We start from the raw sequence: 16,072 nt of genomic DNA, 5'->3' as shown, positions 1-16,072 counted from the left end.
AGGCATGCAATTCGACAAGCGCGCCTGGCTCGACCGCATCAAGCGGATGTTCGCGGGCTTCGATCGCCCGCTCGCACTGATCGTGTTTCTGCTGCTGTGCGTCGGCATCATCACCTTGTACAGCGCGAGTCTCGACGTGCCCGGCCGCGTGGAAGACCAGTTGCGCAACATCATGCTGACGTTCGTGCTGATGTGGGCGCTCGCCAATGTGCCGCCCACCACGCTGATGCGTTTCGCCGTCCCGCTCTATACGTTCGGCATTGCCTTACTCGTCGCGGTCGCGCTGTTCGGCCTCACGCGCAAGGGCGCGAAGCGCTGGATCAACGTGGGCGTGGTGATTCAGCCGTCGGAGATTCTGAAGATCGCGACGCCGCTGATGCTCGCCTGGTACTATCAGCGGCGCGAAGGCGTGATGCGCTGGTACGACTTCGTGGTCGGACTGCTGATCCTCGCCGTGCCAGTCGGTCTGATCGCCAAGCAGCCTGACCTGGGCACTGCGGTGCTCGTGTTCGCGGCCGGCTTATTCGTGATCTATTTCGCGGGCCTGAGTTTCAAGCTGATCGTGCCGGTGTTGATTGCCGGCGTGATCGCAGTCGGCTCCGTCGCGGCATTCCAGGACAAGATCTGTCAGCCCGACGTGCAATGGCCGCTGATGCACGACTACCAGAAGCACCGCATCTGCACGCTGCTCGATCCGACTTCCGATCCGCTCGGCAAGGGCTTCCACACGATTCAGGCGGTGATCGCAATCGGCTCCGGCGGGCCGCTCGGCAAGGGCTGGCTGAAGGGCACGCAAGCGCACCTGGAGTTCATTCCTGAGAAGCACACCGACTTCATCTTCGCGGTGTTCTCCGAGGAATTCGGGCTCGCGGGCGGCATCGTGCTGCTCACGCTTTACATGCTGCTCATCGCGCGCGGGCTGTATATCGCGGCGAACGGCGCGACGTTGTTCGGACGCCTGCTCGCCGGCTCGCTGACCATGGCGTTCTTCACCTACGCGTTCGTCAATATCGGCATGGTGAGCGGCATCTTGCCGGTGGTCGGCGTGCCGCTGCCGTTCATGAGTTACGGCGGCACCGCGCTGACGACGCTCGGCGTCGCCATCGGCCTCATCATGAGCGTCGCGCGCCAGAAGCGGTTGATGCAGAGCTAGCGTCCCGGCATCGCGAGCGCGAACGCAGGCGCAAGCGCTGCAAAACAGAAGGGGCGCACCGCAAGGCGCGCCCCTTCTTGTTCACTGCGTCGACCGCATGCACCGCGCTCACTGCGCCTACTGCGGCTTCACTTCCTTATGATCCCGCAACTGCGCACTCAGTTGCTGATACTTCAGACGCGCCGCCGGATCGCCCTGCGCGGCCGCCGCTGCGTAATACGCTCGCGCCACGTTCAGATTCTTGTCCACACCGTCGCCGCCGCGCTCGTAGAACGAGCCGGTCACGTACTGCGCGGTCATGTCGCCGCCCTCCGCCGCCTTCTTGTACCAGACGAACGCCTGCTTGTTGTCGCGGTCCGTGCCGCGTCCATCGAGGAACTGATTGGCGAGCGCCAGTTCCGCCTGCACATGGCCCTGCTGCGCGGCCCTGAGAAACCAGCGGTGCGCCTCGACCGGATCGCGGCCGACAAACTCGCCATCGTCGTACATCTTGCCGTACACATACTGCGCGTGCGACATGTTGGCATCCGCCGCCTTCCGCAGCCATTTCTTGCCTTCGTCGACGTTGACCGCCGTGCCCTCGCCGTTGAGCAGCATCATCGCGTAATTGAACTGCGCGAGGCGGCTGCCGCGCTCGGCCGCCTTGCGGAATTCGGCAAGCGCCGCAGCGAAATTGCCGGCGTTGTAGTCGGCAACCGCCGTTTGCGTCTCGGGATCGTTCGGTTTCGCGAGGCGATCCTGCGCCTGCGCCGCCATGCCCGTCATGCCCGTCATGCCCGCCGTCAGCGCCGCCGCGATCGCCAGCCGCACGACGACGCCACGCATCATCCACTTCATGCTCTTACCTCCTGCAACGCCTGGCGGGTTGCGCGCAACATCCACATGACGTCGGCGGCCAGAGCGATAAAACGAAAACCGCTATCGCGATGCTGCCTTGCGCTCGCGGCGTCCATCGAAAAAATGCCGGCTGCGATGCCCGCCTTGTCGGCCGCGCTGACGATGCGCGCCATGGCCGCCTGCACGTCGGCATGCTTCGAATCGCCGAGATGGCCGAGGCTCGCCGCGAGATCGGCGGGGCCGACGAACAGGCAATCGACGCCCGGCGTCGCCGCGATCTTTTCCACTTCGTCGAGTCCGCGCGCCGACTCGATCTGCACGATGGTCGCGATCTGCGCGTTAGCCGTTTGCACGTAGTCGCGCCGCATGCCGTAGGCCGCGGCTCGCACCACTCCGGCGACGCCGCGCAGACCATCGACCGCCTCGGCGCTCGGATATTGCGTGAGCCGCACCGCGTGCGCCGCTTCTTCGGCGGACTCGATGTTCGGAAACATCAGCGTGCGCGCGCCGGCATCCATCACACGCTTGACGAGCCACGCCTCGCTGGCCGGCAGACGCACCACCGGTTCGCTCGGCAAATGCGCGGCGGCGATCGCACGCAATTGCGAGGTCACGTCGCCGCTGTCGTTGGGCGCGTGTTCCATGTCGATCAGCAGCCAGTCGAAGCCGGCGTGCGCGAGCGCCTCCGCGGCGGCATCGCTGCCGAGCGACAGCCATAGCCCGAACAGCGGATCGGCTTCTTTCAGACGTTGCTTGAGGGGATTCGTGGAGGTGCTCATCGCCCCGCTCCATGACGGTGAAGGCCGCCGCCGATGGGCCAGCGGCAGCCGACGAGCGTGCCTGCCGGATGAATGCGGCGAGAAGCCTGGCCCGGACGCGGGCGGCCTCTCTGCCTGCTGCGACGCAATGCTGTGACCGGCATGTCTCGCTCCGTGTGGTTGTGGGAGCGATCATACCGTGACAATAACGCGGCAGCAGGGCCGCGCAGCCGCAGCGTTCGGAAGCGTTAGTCGCGGACCACGTCGGCCCAGCAATTCGGCGTCTCGTACAGGCGCACCTTATGCAGACGCAGATTCACGCCGTAGTGCGCGTCGTAGACGTTGGCGAGCACGTCGAACGCAACAGCCGCGAGATTTTCCACGGTTGGAATGCGGTCGAGCACGACCGTCTTGTGGCCCGCCATGGTTTCGAGGAAGCCGCGCACTTGCGAGTCGCCTTCGTAGACGAGGAACGCGTGGTCCCACTTGTCGACGAGATGCTCGACAGCCAGCGACTTCACGTCGGCGAAGTCCATCACCATGCCGCGATCGGGCGCGCCTTCGGTGTCGACCAGGTCGCCTTGCAGCGTGATTTCGAGCACATAGCGATGGCCGTGCAGATTACGGCACTGGCTGCGGTGATCGGGGATGCGGTGACCCGCGTCGAATTCGAGTTTTCGTGTAATCGTCAGCACGGCAAATCAGGGAATGTTCAGATACTTGTGGGTCTGCATCGACAGGCGCCATTGCGGATGGCGTTTGCACCAGTCGATCGCGAGCCTGGTGTTGATGTCGCGCGACGGGCCGTCCATCGGCTGGACGAGGAAATAGTCGAAGTCGAGCTTCGCGTAGTCGGACAGGCGCTGGTTGTCCTGCGGAATCACGACTTTCAGTTCATTGCCCTTCGTGACGACGAGCGGCGCGTCGGCCTTCGGGCTCACGCAAATCCAGTCGATCGTCTCGAGCACCGGCAACGAGCCGTTCGTTTCAATGGCGATTTCGAAGCCGGCCGCGTGCAGCGCGTCGACGAGCGGCTGGTCGATCTGCAGCATCGGCTCGCCGCCGGTGCACACGACAAAGCGCTGGCCCTCGCCCTCGGGCCATTGCGACGCGATCATCTGCACGAGGTCGGCGGCGGTGCGGTACTTGCCGCCGTTCTCGCCATCGGTGCCGACGAAATCCGTGTCGCAGAAGCGGCACACGGCGTCCGCGCGATCTTCCTCGCGACCCGACCATAGATTGCAGCCGGCGAAGCGGCAAAACACGGCCGGGCGTCCGGCATTCGCGCCCTCGCCTTGCAACGTGTAGAAGATTTCCTTGACCGCGTACGTCATGCTGCTTTCCGCCCTGTACCGTGTGCTTGTACTTTCGTACCTTGTAGTGCTTGTGTACCTAACAATGATTGCGAAACCCGCGCCGCTGCGCGGAATTCTCACGCCGGCTCGGTTACCTTCTCGCCGACGAGATACGCTTCATAGCCACGCTTGCGCAAGCGGCACGCCGGACATTCGCCACAGCCGAAACCCCATGCATGCAGTTCCGCACGCTCGCCGACGTAGCACGTGTGGGTCTCGACGCGCACCAGTTCCACCAGTTCGTCGCCGCCCAGTTCATGCGCGAGCCGCCACGTGTCCGCCTTGTCGAGCCACATCAGCGGCGTTTCGAGCGCGAAGCGCGAGTCCATGCCGAGATTCAGCGCGACCTGCAACGCCTTCATCGTGTCGTCGCGGCAATCGGGGTAGCCGGAGAAATCCGTCTCGCACATTCCGCCGACCAGCACCTCCAGACCCCGCCGATAAGCGATGGCCGCGGCGATCGTCATGAACATCAGGTTGCGGCCCGGCACGAAGGTGTTCGGCAAACCGCCCGCCGTGGCCTCGATCTCGATTTCGCGCGTCATTGCCGTTTCGCTGATCGCGCCAAGCACCGACAGGTCGATCATGTGATCGTCGCCGAGGCGCTCGCCCCATGCGGGAAACGTGCGCGCCACTGCATTGCGAAAACCCTCGCGGCATTCGAGTTCGACGCGATGCCGCTGACCATAATCGAAGCCGAGCGTCTCGACCGTGTCATATCGTTCAAGCGCCCATGCGAGGCACGTGGCGGAATCCTGGCCGCCGGAAAACAGCACCAGAGCGCTACGTTTAGCGTCTTTGCGGATCACCGTGAAACTCCGTGAATGATGAGTGCCGCGTCGCGCTGCGCGAGGTGCGCCATGCAAGCAACGCGGCGCGACGCGAGCCGGCACTGCTGCCGGCCCAAAGCAGTATAGGCCGCGCCTTTAGCCGCAAAGCTGCTGGGCGCTTATACCGTTGATCGTCGGGCGAGGGGTTCGGTGCGGATCGCGGCGTGGTCGCACGCGCTTCGACACATTCGGCGGCGGGCGACGCACTCGCATGCAAGTCATTGAACTGGCGCGATTTTATCACGCGATGCCGAAACTCGCCGGGCGCCCCAGCCTACTGCTGACGCCACACGGATGACGCAATGAAACCCACCGCAAAAGGAAAAGCCCCAGGAATCTTGCGATTTCCTGGGGCTGAATCCTGGTGGCCTGGGACGGAATCGAACCATCGACACGCGGATTTTCAATCCGCTGCTCTACCAACTGAGCTACCGGGCCAACGAAGAACGAAATGATATCAAAGGGTCATCTACTGGGCAAGCCCCCTTGTCCAAAAAATCTGCGAAAGCAAAGTCGGCCCGCGATCCGCGGTCTCCGCTCGCCCTTTCACTCACCTTTGTTCTTGCCGAGATCGACGCCGAGTTGCTTGAGCTTGCGATACAAATGCGTGCGCTCCAGTCCGGTCTTTTCCGCGACGCGCGTCATGCTGCCGTTCTCGCGCGCGAGGTGATATTCGAAGTACGCGCGCTCGAATGCATCGCGTGCATCGCGCAGCGGAATGTCGAACGAAATGGACGCCGTTTGCGCCGCAAGCACGCCGCTGCCGTGACCGTCGGCGGACAGCATCGGCAGAGCCGCGGCCGAAGCCACCGTCGACGAATTCATCGGCAACGGGGATTTCGCCGCCACGCCGCCAGGCGCGACCGCCGCCGTGCCGCGCGCGAGGCCCTGTTCGACGGCTTTCAGCAGTTTCTGCAACGCGATCGGCTTCTCAAGAAAGTTGAGCGCGCCGATCTTGGTCGCTTCGACTGCCGTGTCGATGGTCGCGTGACCGGACATCATGATCACCGGCATGGTCAGTTGCCCTTGCGCAGCCCATTCCTTGAGCAACGTCACGCCGTCGGTATCGGGCATCCAGATGTCGAGCAGCACCAGGTCCGGCGCCTGACGCAAGCGGAACTCGCGCGCCTGCTGCGCGTTTTCCGCCGCCTCCACGACATGCCCCTCGTCGCTTAGGATCTCCGAGAGCAATTCCCGGATGCCCATTTCATCATCTACCACCAGGATGGTTGCCATTTACGCTGCCTTTGTCTGCACTGTTGCTTTTGTCTTTCCCTGCGACGTACCGCCGTGCGCAGGACGCGGTCCCGCTTCGGGAGCCGCGGCGTCGTCTGCCAGTTGAAGGAAGAGAATCGAAATCTGCGCGCCTTCGATCACATCGCCCGCTTTCATGCGGTTGCGAATGTCGATGCGCGCGCCATGTTCGTCGACGATCTTCTTGACCATCGCAAGACCCAGGCCCGTGCCCTTGGCCTTGGTCGTCACGTAAGGTTCGAATGCACGCGTGAGAATGCGCGTGGGGAAACCCGGTCCGTTATCCGACACTGTCAGCCGCACCGCGATGCGCGCCTTGCCTTGCGCATCGGGGTCTCCGTATTCTACTGTCCTCGTCTCGAGCAGCACACGCGGGCGCTCGACGTCGGCCACCGCGTCCTGTGCATTCTGCAGCAGGTTGTGGATCACTTGGCGCAATTGCGTGGCGTCGCCGCGAATCGCGGGCAGTTCGGAGAGCTCGACCTGAATGGCGCCCTTGCCTTCTTCGATACCGTACAGCGTCAGCACTTCGCTCACGAGTTCGTTCAATTGCAGATGCGCGAGCACAGCGGGCGGCGTGCGCGCGTAGTCGCGGAAGTTGTCGACCATCTGCTTCATCGCCGCGACCTGGTTCACGATCGTGGTCGCGCCGCGCTTCAAGACATCGGCGTCGGACGGCGTCAGCTTGTCCGCTAGCTTCATCTGCAAACGCTCGGCCGAAAGCTGGATCGGCGTGAGCGGATTCTTGATCTCATGCGCGAGCCGCCGCGCCACTTCGCCCCACGCAATGGAACGCTGCGCGGAGATCACGTCCGAGATGTCGTCGAACACAACGACGTAGCCCGACGTCTGCATGTCCTGCGCGTCGCGATCGGTTGCGGACACAAGGCGCGCGCCGCGCACGAGCAGCGTGAGCGGCTCGGATTCGCCCGCCACCTGAACCGAAAACTGTTGCTGCCAGTGACCGCCGTCGTCGTGACCGTCGCCGCTTGCCGCTTCGCGATCGGCAAAGGCCTTGCGCACCATGCCGCCGAATTCGCTTAGCACGCCGATCTGTTCGAGCGCCGAGCCGAGCACTTCCTGGAACTGCTGACGGAAGATGCGCTCGGCGCCGCGATTCGCGGTAGTGAGGCGGAACTGCCGGTCGAACACGAACACGCCGGCCGTCAGGTTCGCGAGAATGCTCTCCAGATACGCCTTCGAATGCTCGAGCGCGATGCGGTTGTTCTCAACCGCGGCGCGCGCCTCGGACAACTGCCGCGTCATCGCATTGAACGACTGCGTGAGAAAGCCGAGTTCGTCGCGCGACTTGATTTCGCGCTTCGGCGTGTAATCGCCCTCGGTGATTTCCTTCGTGCCTTGAGCGAGCAGGAAGAGCGGCCGTGCGAGCTGATTGCCGAGCGCGAGCGCGAGCATCATCGCGATGAAGGTCGCGAGGAACAGCGCGAGCGTCAGCGTGCCGATGTACATCTTGCGCAGCCCCGTACGTCCGAGCGCTTTCTCCTGATACTCGCGATACGCGCGCTGCACGGCGTCGGCATTGCGTGCAAGCGATTGCGACACCGGCTGCGTGAGTTGCAGGAAGCGCTCGGTGGGCTGCAGCAGCGACGCGTTCGAATCGGGAATGCGCTGCACGACGCGCAGCCGCAGCGCGCCCTTGCTGCCGTGCGCGCGAGGATCGCCGTCGACTTCGCCTTCGATCGCCGCGTAGCCGCGCCCGCGCGCCGCGTCGACCATCAGCGGCGTGGGCAGATCGTTCGGCACGAGCGACGCGTAGTTACTCGATGCCTGCGCGACCACGTGCATGTCGGGCGTCGCGCCGGACATGCTGCGCGTCGGTTCGACGATGGTCGCCTCCTGCACGCCGAACTGATCGCGCAGACGCAGCAACGTGAGCGTCGTGCCGGCGGCGTCCGCGCTCGCGAGCTGCTCCGACATCAGGCGGCCCTTGGTTTGCAGATCGGACAGCGACGCGTCGAGCATGCCGCGCCCGAGATTCAGGCCCGACGTCAGCGCGGTTTCCACATTCACGTCGAACCACGATTCGATGCTGCGCGACACGAACTGATACGAGACCACATAGATGATGCCGCCCGGCACCACGCCGACGAGCGCCATGAAAAACGCCAGCTTCGCAAGCAGCCGCGTGCCGAACTTCCCCTTTCGCAATCGCACGATGATGATGATGACGAGCGTCGCCACCACCAGCAGAAAGATCATCGCGACCACCAGATTCGCGGCATACAGCCACTGGTAATAGCGGTCGAAGAATTCGGTATTCGCGCTTGCCGCGGCGAGCAGCACGAGCAGCAGCACGGCCGTCACGGCGACCGTGGAGACCAGCACGCGCACGACGATGCTGCTGACACTGGTGGCGGAGCGCACTTTATTTAGCACGTTCGGTCACCGTGAAAGTAAAGCGCTTCCATTCGGAAGCGAGGTTCCAGTCGCGGTTATTCACCGCGTCGATCTGAAACGGCTTGGGCATCAACGCGATGTCGAGCTGCATGCGCACCGACGCGTTGTAAGTCTCACCGGCATGCACGTCGTTGCGCTCGATCACATGCCACGACGACACATGCTTGATGACCGCGAGCGCGTCTTTCAGCGTGGAAAAGCCAAGCTGCAAACCGCCGGACGACACGCTCGACACGCGATATTCGCGCGTGAGCGGCTGGAACGACAGACGCAGACTCTGCGACACGTTGACCGGCTGTTCGTCGAACCAGTACCAGCGCGGCCGGCTCAATTCGAAGTCGGTCGTGAAGTAAAGCGGAATGCCTTTATTGACCGCGTCTTCGAGATTGCTGTTCAAATCGAAGTCGAAACGCGCGTCGAGGCTCCAACCGGTGTTGTCCGCTTGCAGCGAAGCGCGCTGCACGGCGATCGAGTCGGCGTGCGCCACGCCGGGTGCCGCAAGCCAGACGGCTAGCGCGACCCAGAGCACGGCAGCGAGCCGAAGCGGGAAGAAGCGTTTGATGGTCACCGTTTCTGAAAGCGCGCGTAGAAAAATCCGTCGTGGTCTGAGTTCGCGCCGGCGCTGATGTCAGCGAATTCTCCGGCATGGGAACCGGCCGATGTGTCGGCGGGCGCGCGGGCGACTGAAGGTAGAAGTTGCCCCGGCGCGTCCAATCGTACCGCATCCTGATATTTGTTTCCAAACCACTGCGCCTGCAACTCGCCTTCTTCGGGAAAGATCGAGCACGTAACGTAAAGCAATTCGCCGCCAGGTTTCACGAGCGGCCAGAGCGCGCCGAGAATGCGCCGCTGTTCGTCGACGAGAGCGGGAATATCGGACGCGCGGCGCAACCAGCGAATGTCCGGATGACGCCGCACGATGCCCGACGCCGAACACGGCACGTCGGCGAGAATGCGGTCGAACGGCTGGTCGATGTCGTCGTGCCATTTGGACGGCGCGCCGGCGTCGCCGATTCGCACCTCCGCTTCGAGCTTGAGCCGCTGCAGGTTTTCGCCGATCCGCCGCGCGCGCGACACGTCGCTTTCGAGCGCCACCAGCTGCAGGTTCGCGAGTTCGAGCAGATGCCCGGTCTTGCCGCCCGGCGCGGCGCACGCGTCGAGCACGCGCATGCCGTCGCGCACGCCGAGCAGTTGCGCGGCGAGCTGCGCGCCCGCGTCCTGCACGGACACGACGCCCTCGTTAAAGCCAGGAATGCGATCGACCGGCATCGGTGTGGCGAGCATCACCGCGTAGTCGCCGACCTTGCTCGCGCTGATGTGATGGTCCTCGAGCACTTGCAGGTACGCTTCGACCGTCGAATGACGCGCGTTCACGCGCAGCGTCAACGGGCCTTGCGTATTGCCGGCCGCGAGCACGTCTTGCCATGCGTCGGGCCATGCGCGTCTCACCGCGTCGATCCACCATGTCGGGTAATTCCAGCGCGCGACTTCGTCGGCTTGCGCTTCTGTCAGCAGCGCGTCGCGTTCGCGTAGGAAGTTGCGCAGCACGGCGTTGACGAGCCCCTTCGCGAAAGCGAATTCACGGCGAGCCGAGATCGCCCCGACCGCCTGGTCGACCACGGTGAACGGCGTGTAGGCGGCGCTCGCTTCGTCGTCGATTAATAACGCGAGCGCGCAGGCCAGTACGTGACCGACATGCGGCGGCGGCGCTTTCTTGACGAGCTTCGCGATCAGCCACTCAGCCGTCCCGAGACGCCGCATCGTGCGATACGCGATGTCCTGCACCGCGCCGCGCGCGGCAGCGGCACTGCCCTCGGGTGCGGCCACGAAAACGGTTTGCAGCGCGGCCGGCAAAGCCGCGCCGAGGCGCACGGCGCCGACGGCCTGCGCGGCGCAATCGAGCGCGAAGCCGAGCGATTCCGGCGCGAGATGCAGCACGGACAAGCGGGATTCGCGCGGACGCGCCGACGAAGAAGCAGAACGCGAAGAAGGCTTTGGGATCATGGAAGAACAAAGGCAGGCCGCGCGGTAGGCGCGGCACAATGAGCACACATTGTAGCGTGGCGCGGCGTGTGGACCGCGAGCGGGCGTGTGCAGTGCGCGCGGCCGCGTCGATCACCGCGGCCAGCAAATAAAAAGGCGAGCCCGAAGACTCGCCTTTCGTCACGCCGCGCGCTACGCGCTTATTCGAAGCGCCCTGTGCGGGCCATTTCCATCAGGCGGGCAATGCGCTCTTCCGTTGCCGGGTGCGTCGAAAACAGATTCGCGATGCTCCCGCCCGCGAGCGGGTTCATGATCATCATCTGCGCGGTGGCCGGATGCTGTTCGGCTGTGGGAAACGGAATGCCGCTCGCATAACGATGAATCTTGTCGAGCGCCGACGCCAGCGCCTGCGGGTCGCCGGAAATCTGCGCGCCGCCGCGGTCGGCCTCGAATTCACGCGCGCGCGAAATCGCCATCTGGATCAGCGCACCGGCGATAGGCGCGAGCAGCGCGACCGCGATGCCGGCGATCGGGTTCGTGGTACGCCCGTTTTCGTCGCGGCCGCCGAAGAACATCGCGAAGTTCGCGATCGCCGAGATCGCGCCGGCCATGGTGGCCGAGATCGTCGAGATCAGAATGTCGCGATGCTTGACGTGCGCGAGTTCGTGCGCCATCACGCCGCGCATTTCGCGCTCGGACAGCACGCGCAGAATGCCGGTGGTCGCGGCAACCGCCGCGTGCTCCGGATTGCGGCCCGTAGCGAACGCGTTCGGCGCATCTTCGTTGATCAGATAGACGCGCGGCATCGGCAAGCCGGCACGCGTGGAGAGTTCACGCACCATGCGATAAAACTGCGGCGCACTGGTTTCGTCGACTTCCTGCGCGTTGTACATGCGCAGCACCATCTTGTCCGAGAACCAGTACGAGAAAAAATTCATACCGAGCGCAATGACGAGCGCGATCGTCATGCCGCGCGACCCGCCTATCATTCCGCCGATCACGATGAAAAGGGCCGTGATCGCGGCCATCAACATCGCGGTTTTGACCCAATTGAACATGTCTGCAACTCCTTGCCCTAACGCGGGGTTCATATCCGTGCCGCATCATCGCGGCGCCTGATTATGCCTGACTGTAAGCGAAATGTTAGATATGGACGCGCGCGAAAAATTCAATCATCTCGATGCAGTGGCGAGCTTGATGCCCAAGCCGACAAAGGCGCTGCCGACACCGCGGTCCAGCCACTTCTTGACCGACGGCTTGCCGGAGAAGCGCTGCGTGACGCTGCCGGCGATCCACGCGACAAAGCTGTTCCACAGCATGCTCATCACCACGAACACCGCGCCGAGCGTCAGAAAGGCGAGCGCCTTCTGATCGGTGCCCGCCGTAACGAACTGGGGGAAGAACGAAACGAAGAAAAGCACCACCTTCGGGTTCAGCACGTTGGTCCAGAAGCCTTGCAGAAAAAGCTGTCGCAACGACTTCGGCGCACCGGCCCCGCGTGCGTGGCCGCGGGCCTCGTCGGCGGCTGGCTTCGCAAAAATAAGGCGTACGCCGAGATAGATCAGATAAATCGCGCCGACGAACTTGATGACGGTGAACGCAGTGGCCGACGCCGCGAGCAGCGCCGTCAGGCCGAACGCGCACGCGAGCGAGTGCACGCAGCAGCCCGCCGAAATGCCCAGCGCGGACATGAGCCCCGCCCCGCGCCCCTGTGCGACGCTGCGCCCGACGATATAAGCCGTATCCGGCCCGGGCGTGACGTTCAGCAGAAAAACGGCGACGACGAAAAACTCGAAATGGGTGATGCCGAACATGGGAATCCTCGAAAGCTGGGCCTTTGCATGACGGATTCTAACGCGCGGCGGACGCGCGACGGGGCCGCTCGCCATCGGCCGAATGGACGATGGGCAAGCGCCGCGAGGCCGTGCTAGTTTGCGTCGGGAATGTGGAAGCGCTGACCTGCGGCGAGTCCGAAGCCAGCCAGGAATTCGCGGACCGGCAGCCGTTTGCCGCCGGGTTTTTGCAGTTGCGTGAGACGCAACGCGTCTTCGCCGCAGGCCACGACGACGCCTTCCGGCGAAACACCGGTGATCGTGCCGGGCGCCGCGTTGTTTGTGCTGTCTTGGGCGGCGGCCGCCCAGATCTTGATCGCGGTTCCGTCCTCGAGCGTCGCCACGCCGCCAGGAAACGGATCGAACGCGCGCACCTGGCGCGCGAGCACCGCGGCCGGCCGGCGCCAGTCGAGCGCGGCCTCGTGCTTGCCGATCTTTTCGGCGTAGGTCACGCCGTCGGCGGGTTGCGGCGTCGAGGCCAGCTTGCCGCTGCGTTCGAGTTCGACGAGCGCTTCGACGATCAGCTTCGCGCCGGCCTGCGCGAGGCGGTCGTGCAAGGTGGCGGTGGTGTCGTCGGCGGAAATGGGCGTGCGGATTTCGGAAATCATCGCGCCCGTGTCGAGGCCGGCGTCCATCTGCATCAGCGTGATGCCGGTTTCGGCGTCGCCCGCCTCGATCGCGCGATGAATCGGCGCCGCGCCGCGCCAGCGCGGCAACAGCGACGCGTGAATATTGATGCAGCCGTGCGGCGCGATGTCGAGCACTTCCTGCGGCAGGATCAGGCCGTACGCGGCCACCACCATCACGTCGTGCGGCGTGGCGCGCAACTGCTCGATGGCCGCCGCCTCAGCCGGATACTTGCCTGCGCGGCGCAACGAAGGCGGCTGTGCGACCGCGATCCCATGTTCCACGGCGTAGCGCTTGACGGGACTCGCCTGCAATTTCATGCCGCGCCCCGCCGGCCGGTCCGGCTGCGTGAGCACGAGCGGCACCGCAAAACCGGCGCCGTGGATGGCCGCCAGAGCGGCCGAAGCGAATTCCGGCGTGCCGGCAAAGACAACGCGCAACGAATGACTCATGAGCGGGAGGGCAAGCAGGTAGCGGAATGGGCGCGCATTACATCGCGTGGGCGAGCTTCTTCATCTTGCTCTTGATGCGCGTTTGCTTGAGCGGCGACAGATATTCGACGAACACGTGGCCCATCAGGTGATCCATCTCGTGCTGGATGCACACGGCAAGCAGTCCCTCGCAGTCCATCTCGAAGGTTTCGCCCTTTTCGTTGAGCGCCCGCACGCGCACTTTCTCCGCACGCTCGACGTTGTCGTAAATGCCCGGCACGGACAGACAGCCCTCTTCCGACAGCTTCTTCTCGTTGCTCGACCAGACGATTTCCGGGTTGATGAACGCGAGCAGTTGATCGTGCGCGTCCGAGACGTCGATCACGATCACGCGCTCATGCACGTCGACCTGGGTGGCCGCGAGGCCCACGCCCGGCGCGGCGTACATGGTTTCCGCCATATCCGCGACGAGGCGGCGGATACGGTCGTTAACCTCTTCCACCGGCTTTGCAACCTTGTGCAGCCGTTTGTCCGGGTAATTGAGGATGTTCAGTAAAGCCATGATTTCGAGAGTGATTTTCAGACGCCGCTGACCATGAGAAGGCCCGCGTTGGCCATTCGGCCAGGTTGTCGGCACGTCGCAATGCGCACACGATAGATGGTGTCGAACCGGTTCGATTCAACGCGCCACACGCGCTAGACGACGAGCCCGCGCGGGTGGGCGCGGCGCTGCAGTTATTTCGGATGATGAAAATTTTAGCATGGCGCCCGCCTGCCCGCTGGCGCTGCACGAGGATCGACCCGCAATGCACACCTTGCCTTCAACGGATCTTGAACTCGCCGCGTGGCTGCGGCTCTCTCTCGCGCCGGGGCTCAAACCCACCGCGCTGCGCCTGCTGCTGGGCGCTTTCGGGCTGCCCGAGGCGATTCTTCGGCAGGAGCATGAGACGCTCGCCGCGATTGCCGGCGACGCCGCGGCGCGCGCGGCGCTGGCGCCGACCGGCCCGGACTTCGACGCCCAACTGGAAGCGGTGATCGCATGGCGCGAGTTGCCCGGTAACCAGGTCGTCACGCTCGACGATCCGGCCTATCCACCGGCGCTGCTGACCATGCCCGATCCGCCGCCGCTGCTATATATAAAGGGGCGGCTCGAGCTGTTGCACGCGCGCGCGGTCGCGCTGGTGGGCAGCCGCAGCGCGACGCCGCAAGGTGAGGAAGACGCCGAACGCTTCGCGCGGACGATTTCGGCGGCGGGCGTGACGGTTGTGTCGGGGCTCGCGAGAGGCATCGACGGCGCGGCGCATCGCGGCGGGCTCGCGGGCGTCGGCAGCACGGTCGCGGTGATCGGCACCGGCGCGGATCTCGTTTATCCGGCCGCGCACCACGCGCTCGCGCGGCAAATCGCGCTGCAAGGCGCGATTCTGTCGGAGTGGCCGCTCGGCACGCCGGCGCGCGCGGCCAATTTTCCGCAGCGTAACCGGCTGATCGCCGGTCTCGTCAGCGGCGTGCTGGTCATCGAGGCGGCCATGCGCTCGGGCTCGCTGATCACCGCGCGGCTCGCCAACGAGATGGGCCGCGACATCTTTGCGTTGCCGGGCTCGATCCACGCGCCGTTGTCGCGCGGGTGTCATCGGATGATCAAGCAGGGCGCGAAGCTGGTCGAGACGCCTGAGGAAGTGCTGGAGGAACTGGGGTTTGCGAAGACTGCGGCTGTGGGCGTTGGCGCAGGCGTTCGCGGACAGCGGGCGTCGACGCGCACGTTCGACGACGACGCAACGGCGGCGGACTGCACGGCGCCGGCGCGACATTCGGCGCAGCGCGACGAGGCGGCGACATACGCGCAGTCCCAGGCGAAGGCGCAGGCAAACGCCGACCCGCAACCCATAGCCGCCGAAGCACGCGCCCCGAACGTACGCGATGTACCCCACCCCGACGCGCAAAAACTTCTGGCGGCGCTGGGCCACGCGCCGACCAGCCTTGAAATTCTCGCCACGCGCACCGAGATGGAATACGCGGTCCTGCAGACGACGCTGCTGCAACTGGAACTCGCCGGCCACGTCAGCGCGCTGCCCGGCGGGCGCTACACGCGGGCAAGCCACGGCTAACGCACATTGACGCCCCTTGACCACTCTCCGGGATCGGCCATGCTACATTCGCGCCAACGCATCCGCCAAAGCATTCGACAAAGCACTAGAGGAACCACCATGCCCGCGCTGAATCTCGACACCGACCACGACCGGATCGCCGAGCGCGTCAATGAGCCCGACACGCTGTTCGTGGCCTGCCTGTGCGCGGAATGGTGCGGAACCTGCCGCGAGTATCGCGAGGCGTTCGACAAGCTGGCCGAGCGGCATCCGCAAATCTGCTTCGCATGGATCGACATCGAAACGCATGCGGATCGATTCGACGATCTCGACGTCGAGAATTTTCCGACCATCCTGATCGAAGACTCGGTAACGACACGTTTTTTCGGCACCGTTTTGCCGCAAGCAGGGATTGTCGAGCGGATGCTCTCGGACCTGACCGCGCTGCCGGGCGTCGTCGGCGCGCCCAAATTGCGGCCCGCGCTGGCGGCTGCCTGAGCGCCAGATTCA

The 16,072-nt window shown here is 64.6% G+C and carries 16 protein-coding genes and 1 tRNA gene; 3 read left to right on the top strand and 14 right to left on the bottom strand.

Annotated features, from left to right (window positions below):
• Positions 1-4: 4 nt before the first annotated feature.
• The gene (gene rodA / locus ABIE53_RS01930) at positions 5-1,153 is read left to right on the top strand and encodes a rod shape-determining protein RodA (RefSeq protein WP_029969445.1); all 1,149 of its coding nucleotides are present in this window, start codon (positions 5-7) and stop codon (positions 1,151-1,153) included.
• A 117-nt stretch (positions 1,154-1,270) separates the two neighbouring features.
• Here rodA and ABIE53_RS01925 read toward each other — a convergent pair whose 3' ends face one another.
• From ABIE53_RS01925 to def, 14 genes are all read right to left on the bottom strand, one after another.
• Positions 1,271-1,990: a tetratricopeptide repeat protein gene (locus ABIE53_RS01925; protein WP_114155686.1), complete on the bottom strand. Its 720-nt coding sequence runs from the start codon at positions 1,988-1,990 to the stop codon at positions 1,271-1,273.
• Positions 1,987-2,769, bottom strand: coding sequence for an HpcH/HpaI aldolase family protein (locus tag ABIE53_RS01920; protein WP_114155685.1), 783 nt, complete (start codon positions 2,767-2,769; stop codon positions 1,987-1,989). Before ABIE53_RS01920 ends, ABIE53_RS01925 begins: the two co-directional genes overlap by 4 nt.
• 227 nt (positions 2,770-2,996) lie before the next feature.
• Positions 2,997-3,440 carry a 6-carboxytetrahydropterin synthase QueD gene (gene queD, locus ABIE53_RS01915; RefSeq protein WP_107709344.1) on the bottom strand — a complete coding sequence of 148 codons (444 nt, stop codon included), beginning with the start codon at positions 3,438-3,440 and terminating at the stop codon, positions 2,997-2,999.
• Between the two features lie 9 nt (positions 3,441-3,449).
• Positions 3,450-4,082, bottom strand: coding sequence for a 7-carboxy-7-deazaguanine synthase (gene queE / locus ABIE53_RS01910; protein ID WP_006050541.1), 633 nt, complete (start codon positions 4,080-4,082; stop codon positions 3,450-3,452).
• 98 nt (positions 4,083-4,180) lie between these two features.
• The gene (gene queC / locus ABIE53_RS01905) at positions 4,181-4,912 is read right to left on the bottom strand and encodes a 7-cyano-7-deazaguanine synthase QueC (protein WP_192699935.1); all 732 of its coding nucleotides are present in this window, start codon (positions 4,910-4,912) and stop codon (positions 4,181-4,183) included.
• Positions 4,913-5,295: 383 nt separating this feature from the next.
• Positions 5,296-5,371, bottom strand: a tRNA-Phe gene (locus tag ABIE53_RS01900).
• A gap of 108 nt (positions 5,372-5,479) precedes the next feature.
• Complete coding sequence (gene esaR / locus ABIE53_RS01895; RefSeq protein WP_006050543.1) at positions 5,480-6,169, bottom strand: response regulator transcription factor EsaR; 690 nt, start codon at positions 6,167-6,169, stop codon at positions 5,480-5,482.
• On the bottom strand, positions 6,170-8,584 hold the full coding sequence (locus tag ABIE53_RS01890; protein ID WP_029969436.1) for a sensor histidine kinase: 2,415 nt from the start codon (positions 8,582-8,584) through the stop codon (positions 6,170-6,172).
• Positions 8,574-9,173: a DUF4390 domain-containing protein gene (locus ABIE53_RS01885; RefSeq protein WP_114155683.1), complete on the bottom strand. Its 600-nt coding sequence runs from the start codon at positions 9,171-9,173 to the stop codon at positions 8,574-8,576. The genes ABIE53_RS01890 and ABIE53_RS01885 overlap by 11 nt, the downstream gene beginning before the upstream one ends.
• Positions 9,170-10,609 carry a 16S rRNA (cytosine(967)-C(5))-methyltransferase RsmB gene (gene rsmB, locus ABIE53_RS01880; RefSeq protein WP_029969434.1) on the bottom strand — a complete coding sequence of 480 codons (1,440 nt, stop codon included), beginning with the start codon at positions 10,607-10,609 and terminating at the stop codon, positions 9,170-9,172. The genes ABIE53_RS01885 and rsmB overlap by 4 nt, the downstream gene beginning before the upstream one ends.
• Positions 10,610-10,788: 179 nt before the next feature.
• Entirely contained in the window at positions 10,789-11,646 is an 858-nt protein-coding gene (htpX, locus tag ABIE53_RS01875; protein ID WP_006050547.1) for a zinc metalloprotease HtpX, read from the bottom strand.
• Between the two features lie 114 nt (positions 11,647-11,760).
• Complete coding sequence (locus ABIE53_RS01870; RefSeq protein WP_053857366.1) at positions 11,761-12,402, bottom strand: LysE family translocator; 642 nt, start codon at positions 12,400-12,402, stop codon at positions 11,761-11,763.
• A 113-nt stretch (positions 12,403-12,515) separates the two neighbouring features.
• Entirely contained in the window at positions 12,516-13,499 is a 984-nt protein-coding gene (gene fmt / locus ABIE53_RS01865; protein WP_192699934.1) for a methionyl-tRNA formyltransferase, read from the bottom strand.
• Between the two features lie 37 nt (positions 13,500-13,536).
• Entirely contained in the window at positions 13,537-14,040 is a 504-nt protein-coding gene (gene def / locus ABIE53_RS01860; RefSeq protein WP_006050550.1) for a peptide deformylase, read from the bottom strand.
• Between the two features lie 244 nt (positions 14,041-14,284).
• Here def and dprA point away from each other — a divergent pair, with 244 nt between their 5' ends.
• The gene (gene dprA / locus ABIE53_RS01855; protein WP_114155681.1) at positions 14,285-15,583 is read left to right on the top strand and encodes a DNA-processing protein DprA; all 1,299 of its coding nucleotides are present in this window, start codon (positions 14,285-14,287) and stop codon (positions 15,581-15,583) included.
• Positions 15,584-15,682: 99 nt separating this feature from the next.
• Complete coding sequence (locus ABIE53_RS01850) at positions 15,683-16,060, top strand: thioredoxin family protein (protein ID WP_006050552.1); 378 nt, start codon at positions 15,683-15,685, stop codon at positions 16,058-16,060.
• The last annotated feature ends 12 nt before the right edge of the window (positions 16,061-16,072 follow it).

It is taken from the genome of Paraburkholderia sp. OAS925 (genome assembly GCF_040543975.1).
In the GTDB taxonomy this organism is placed as follows: domain Bacteria; phylum Pseudomonadota; class Gammaproteobacteria; order Burkholderiales; family Burkholderiaceae; genus Paraburkholderia; species Paraburkholderia graminis.
This window is presented reverse-complemented; position numbering and strand designations above follow the sequence as displayed.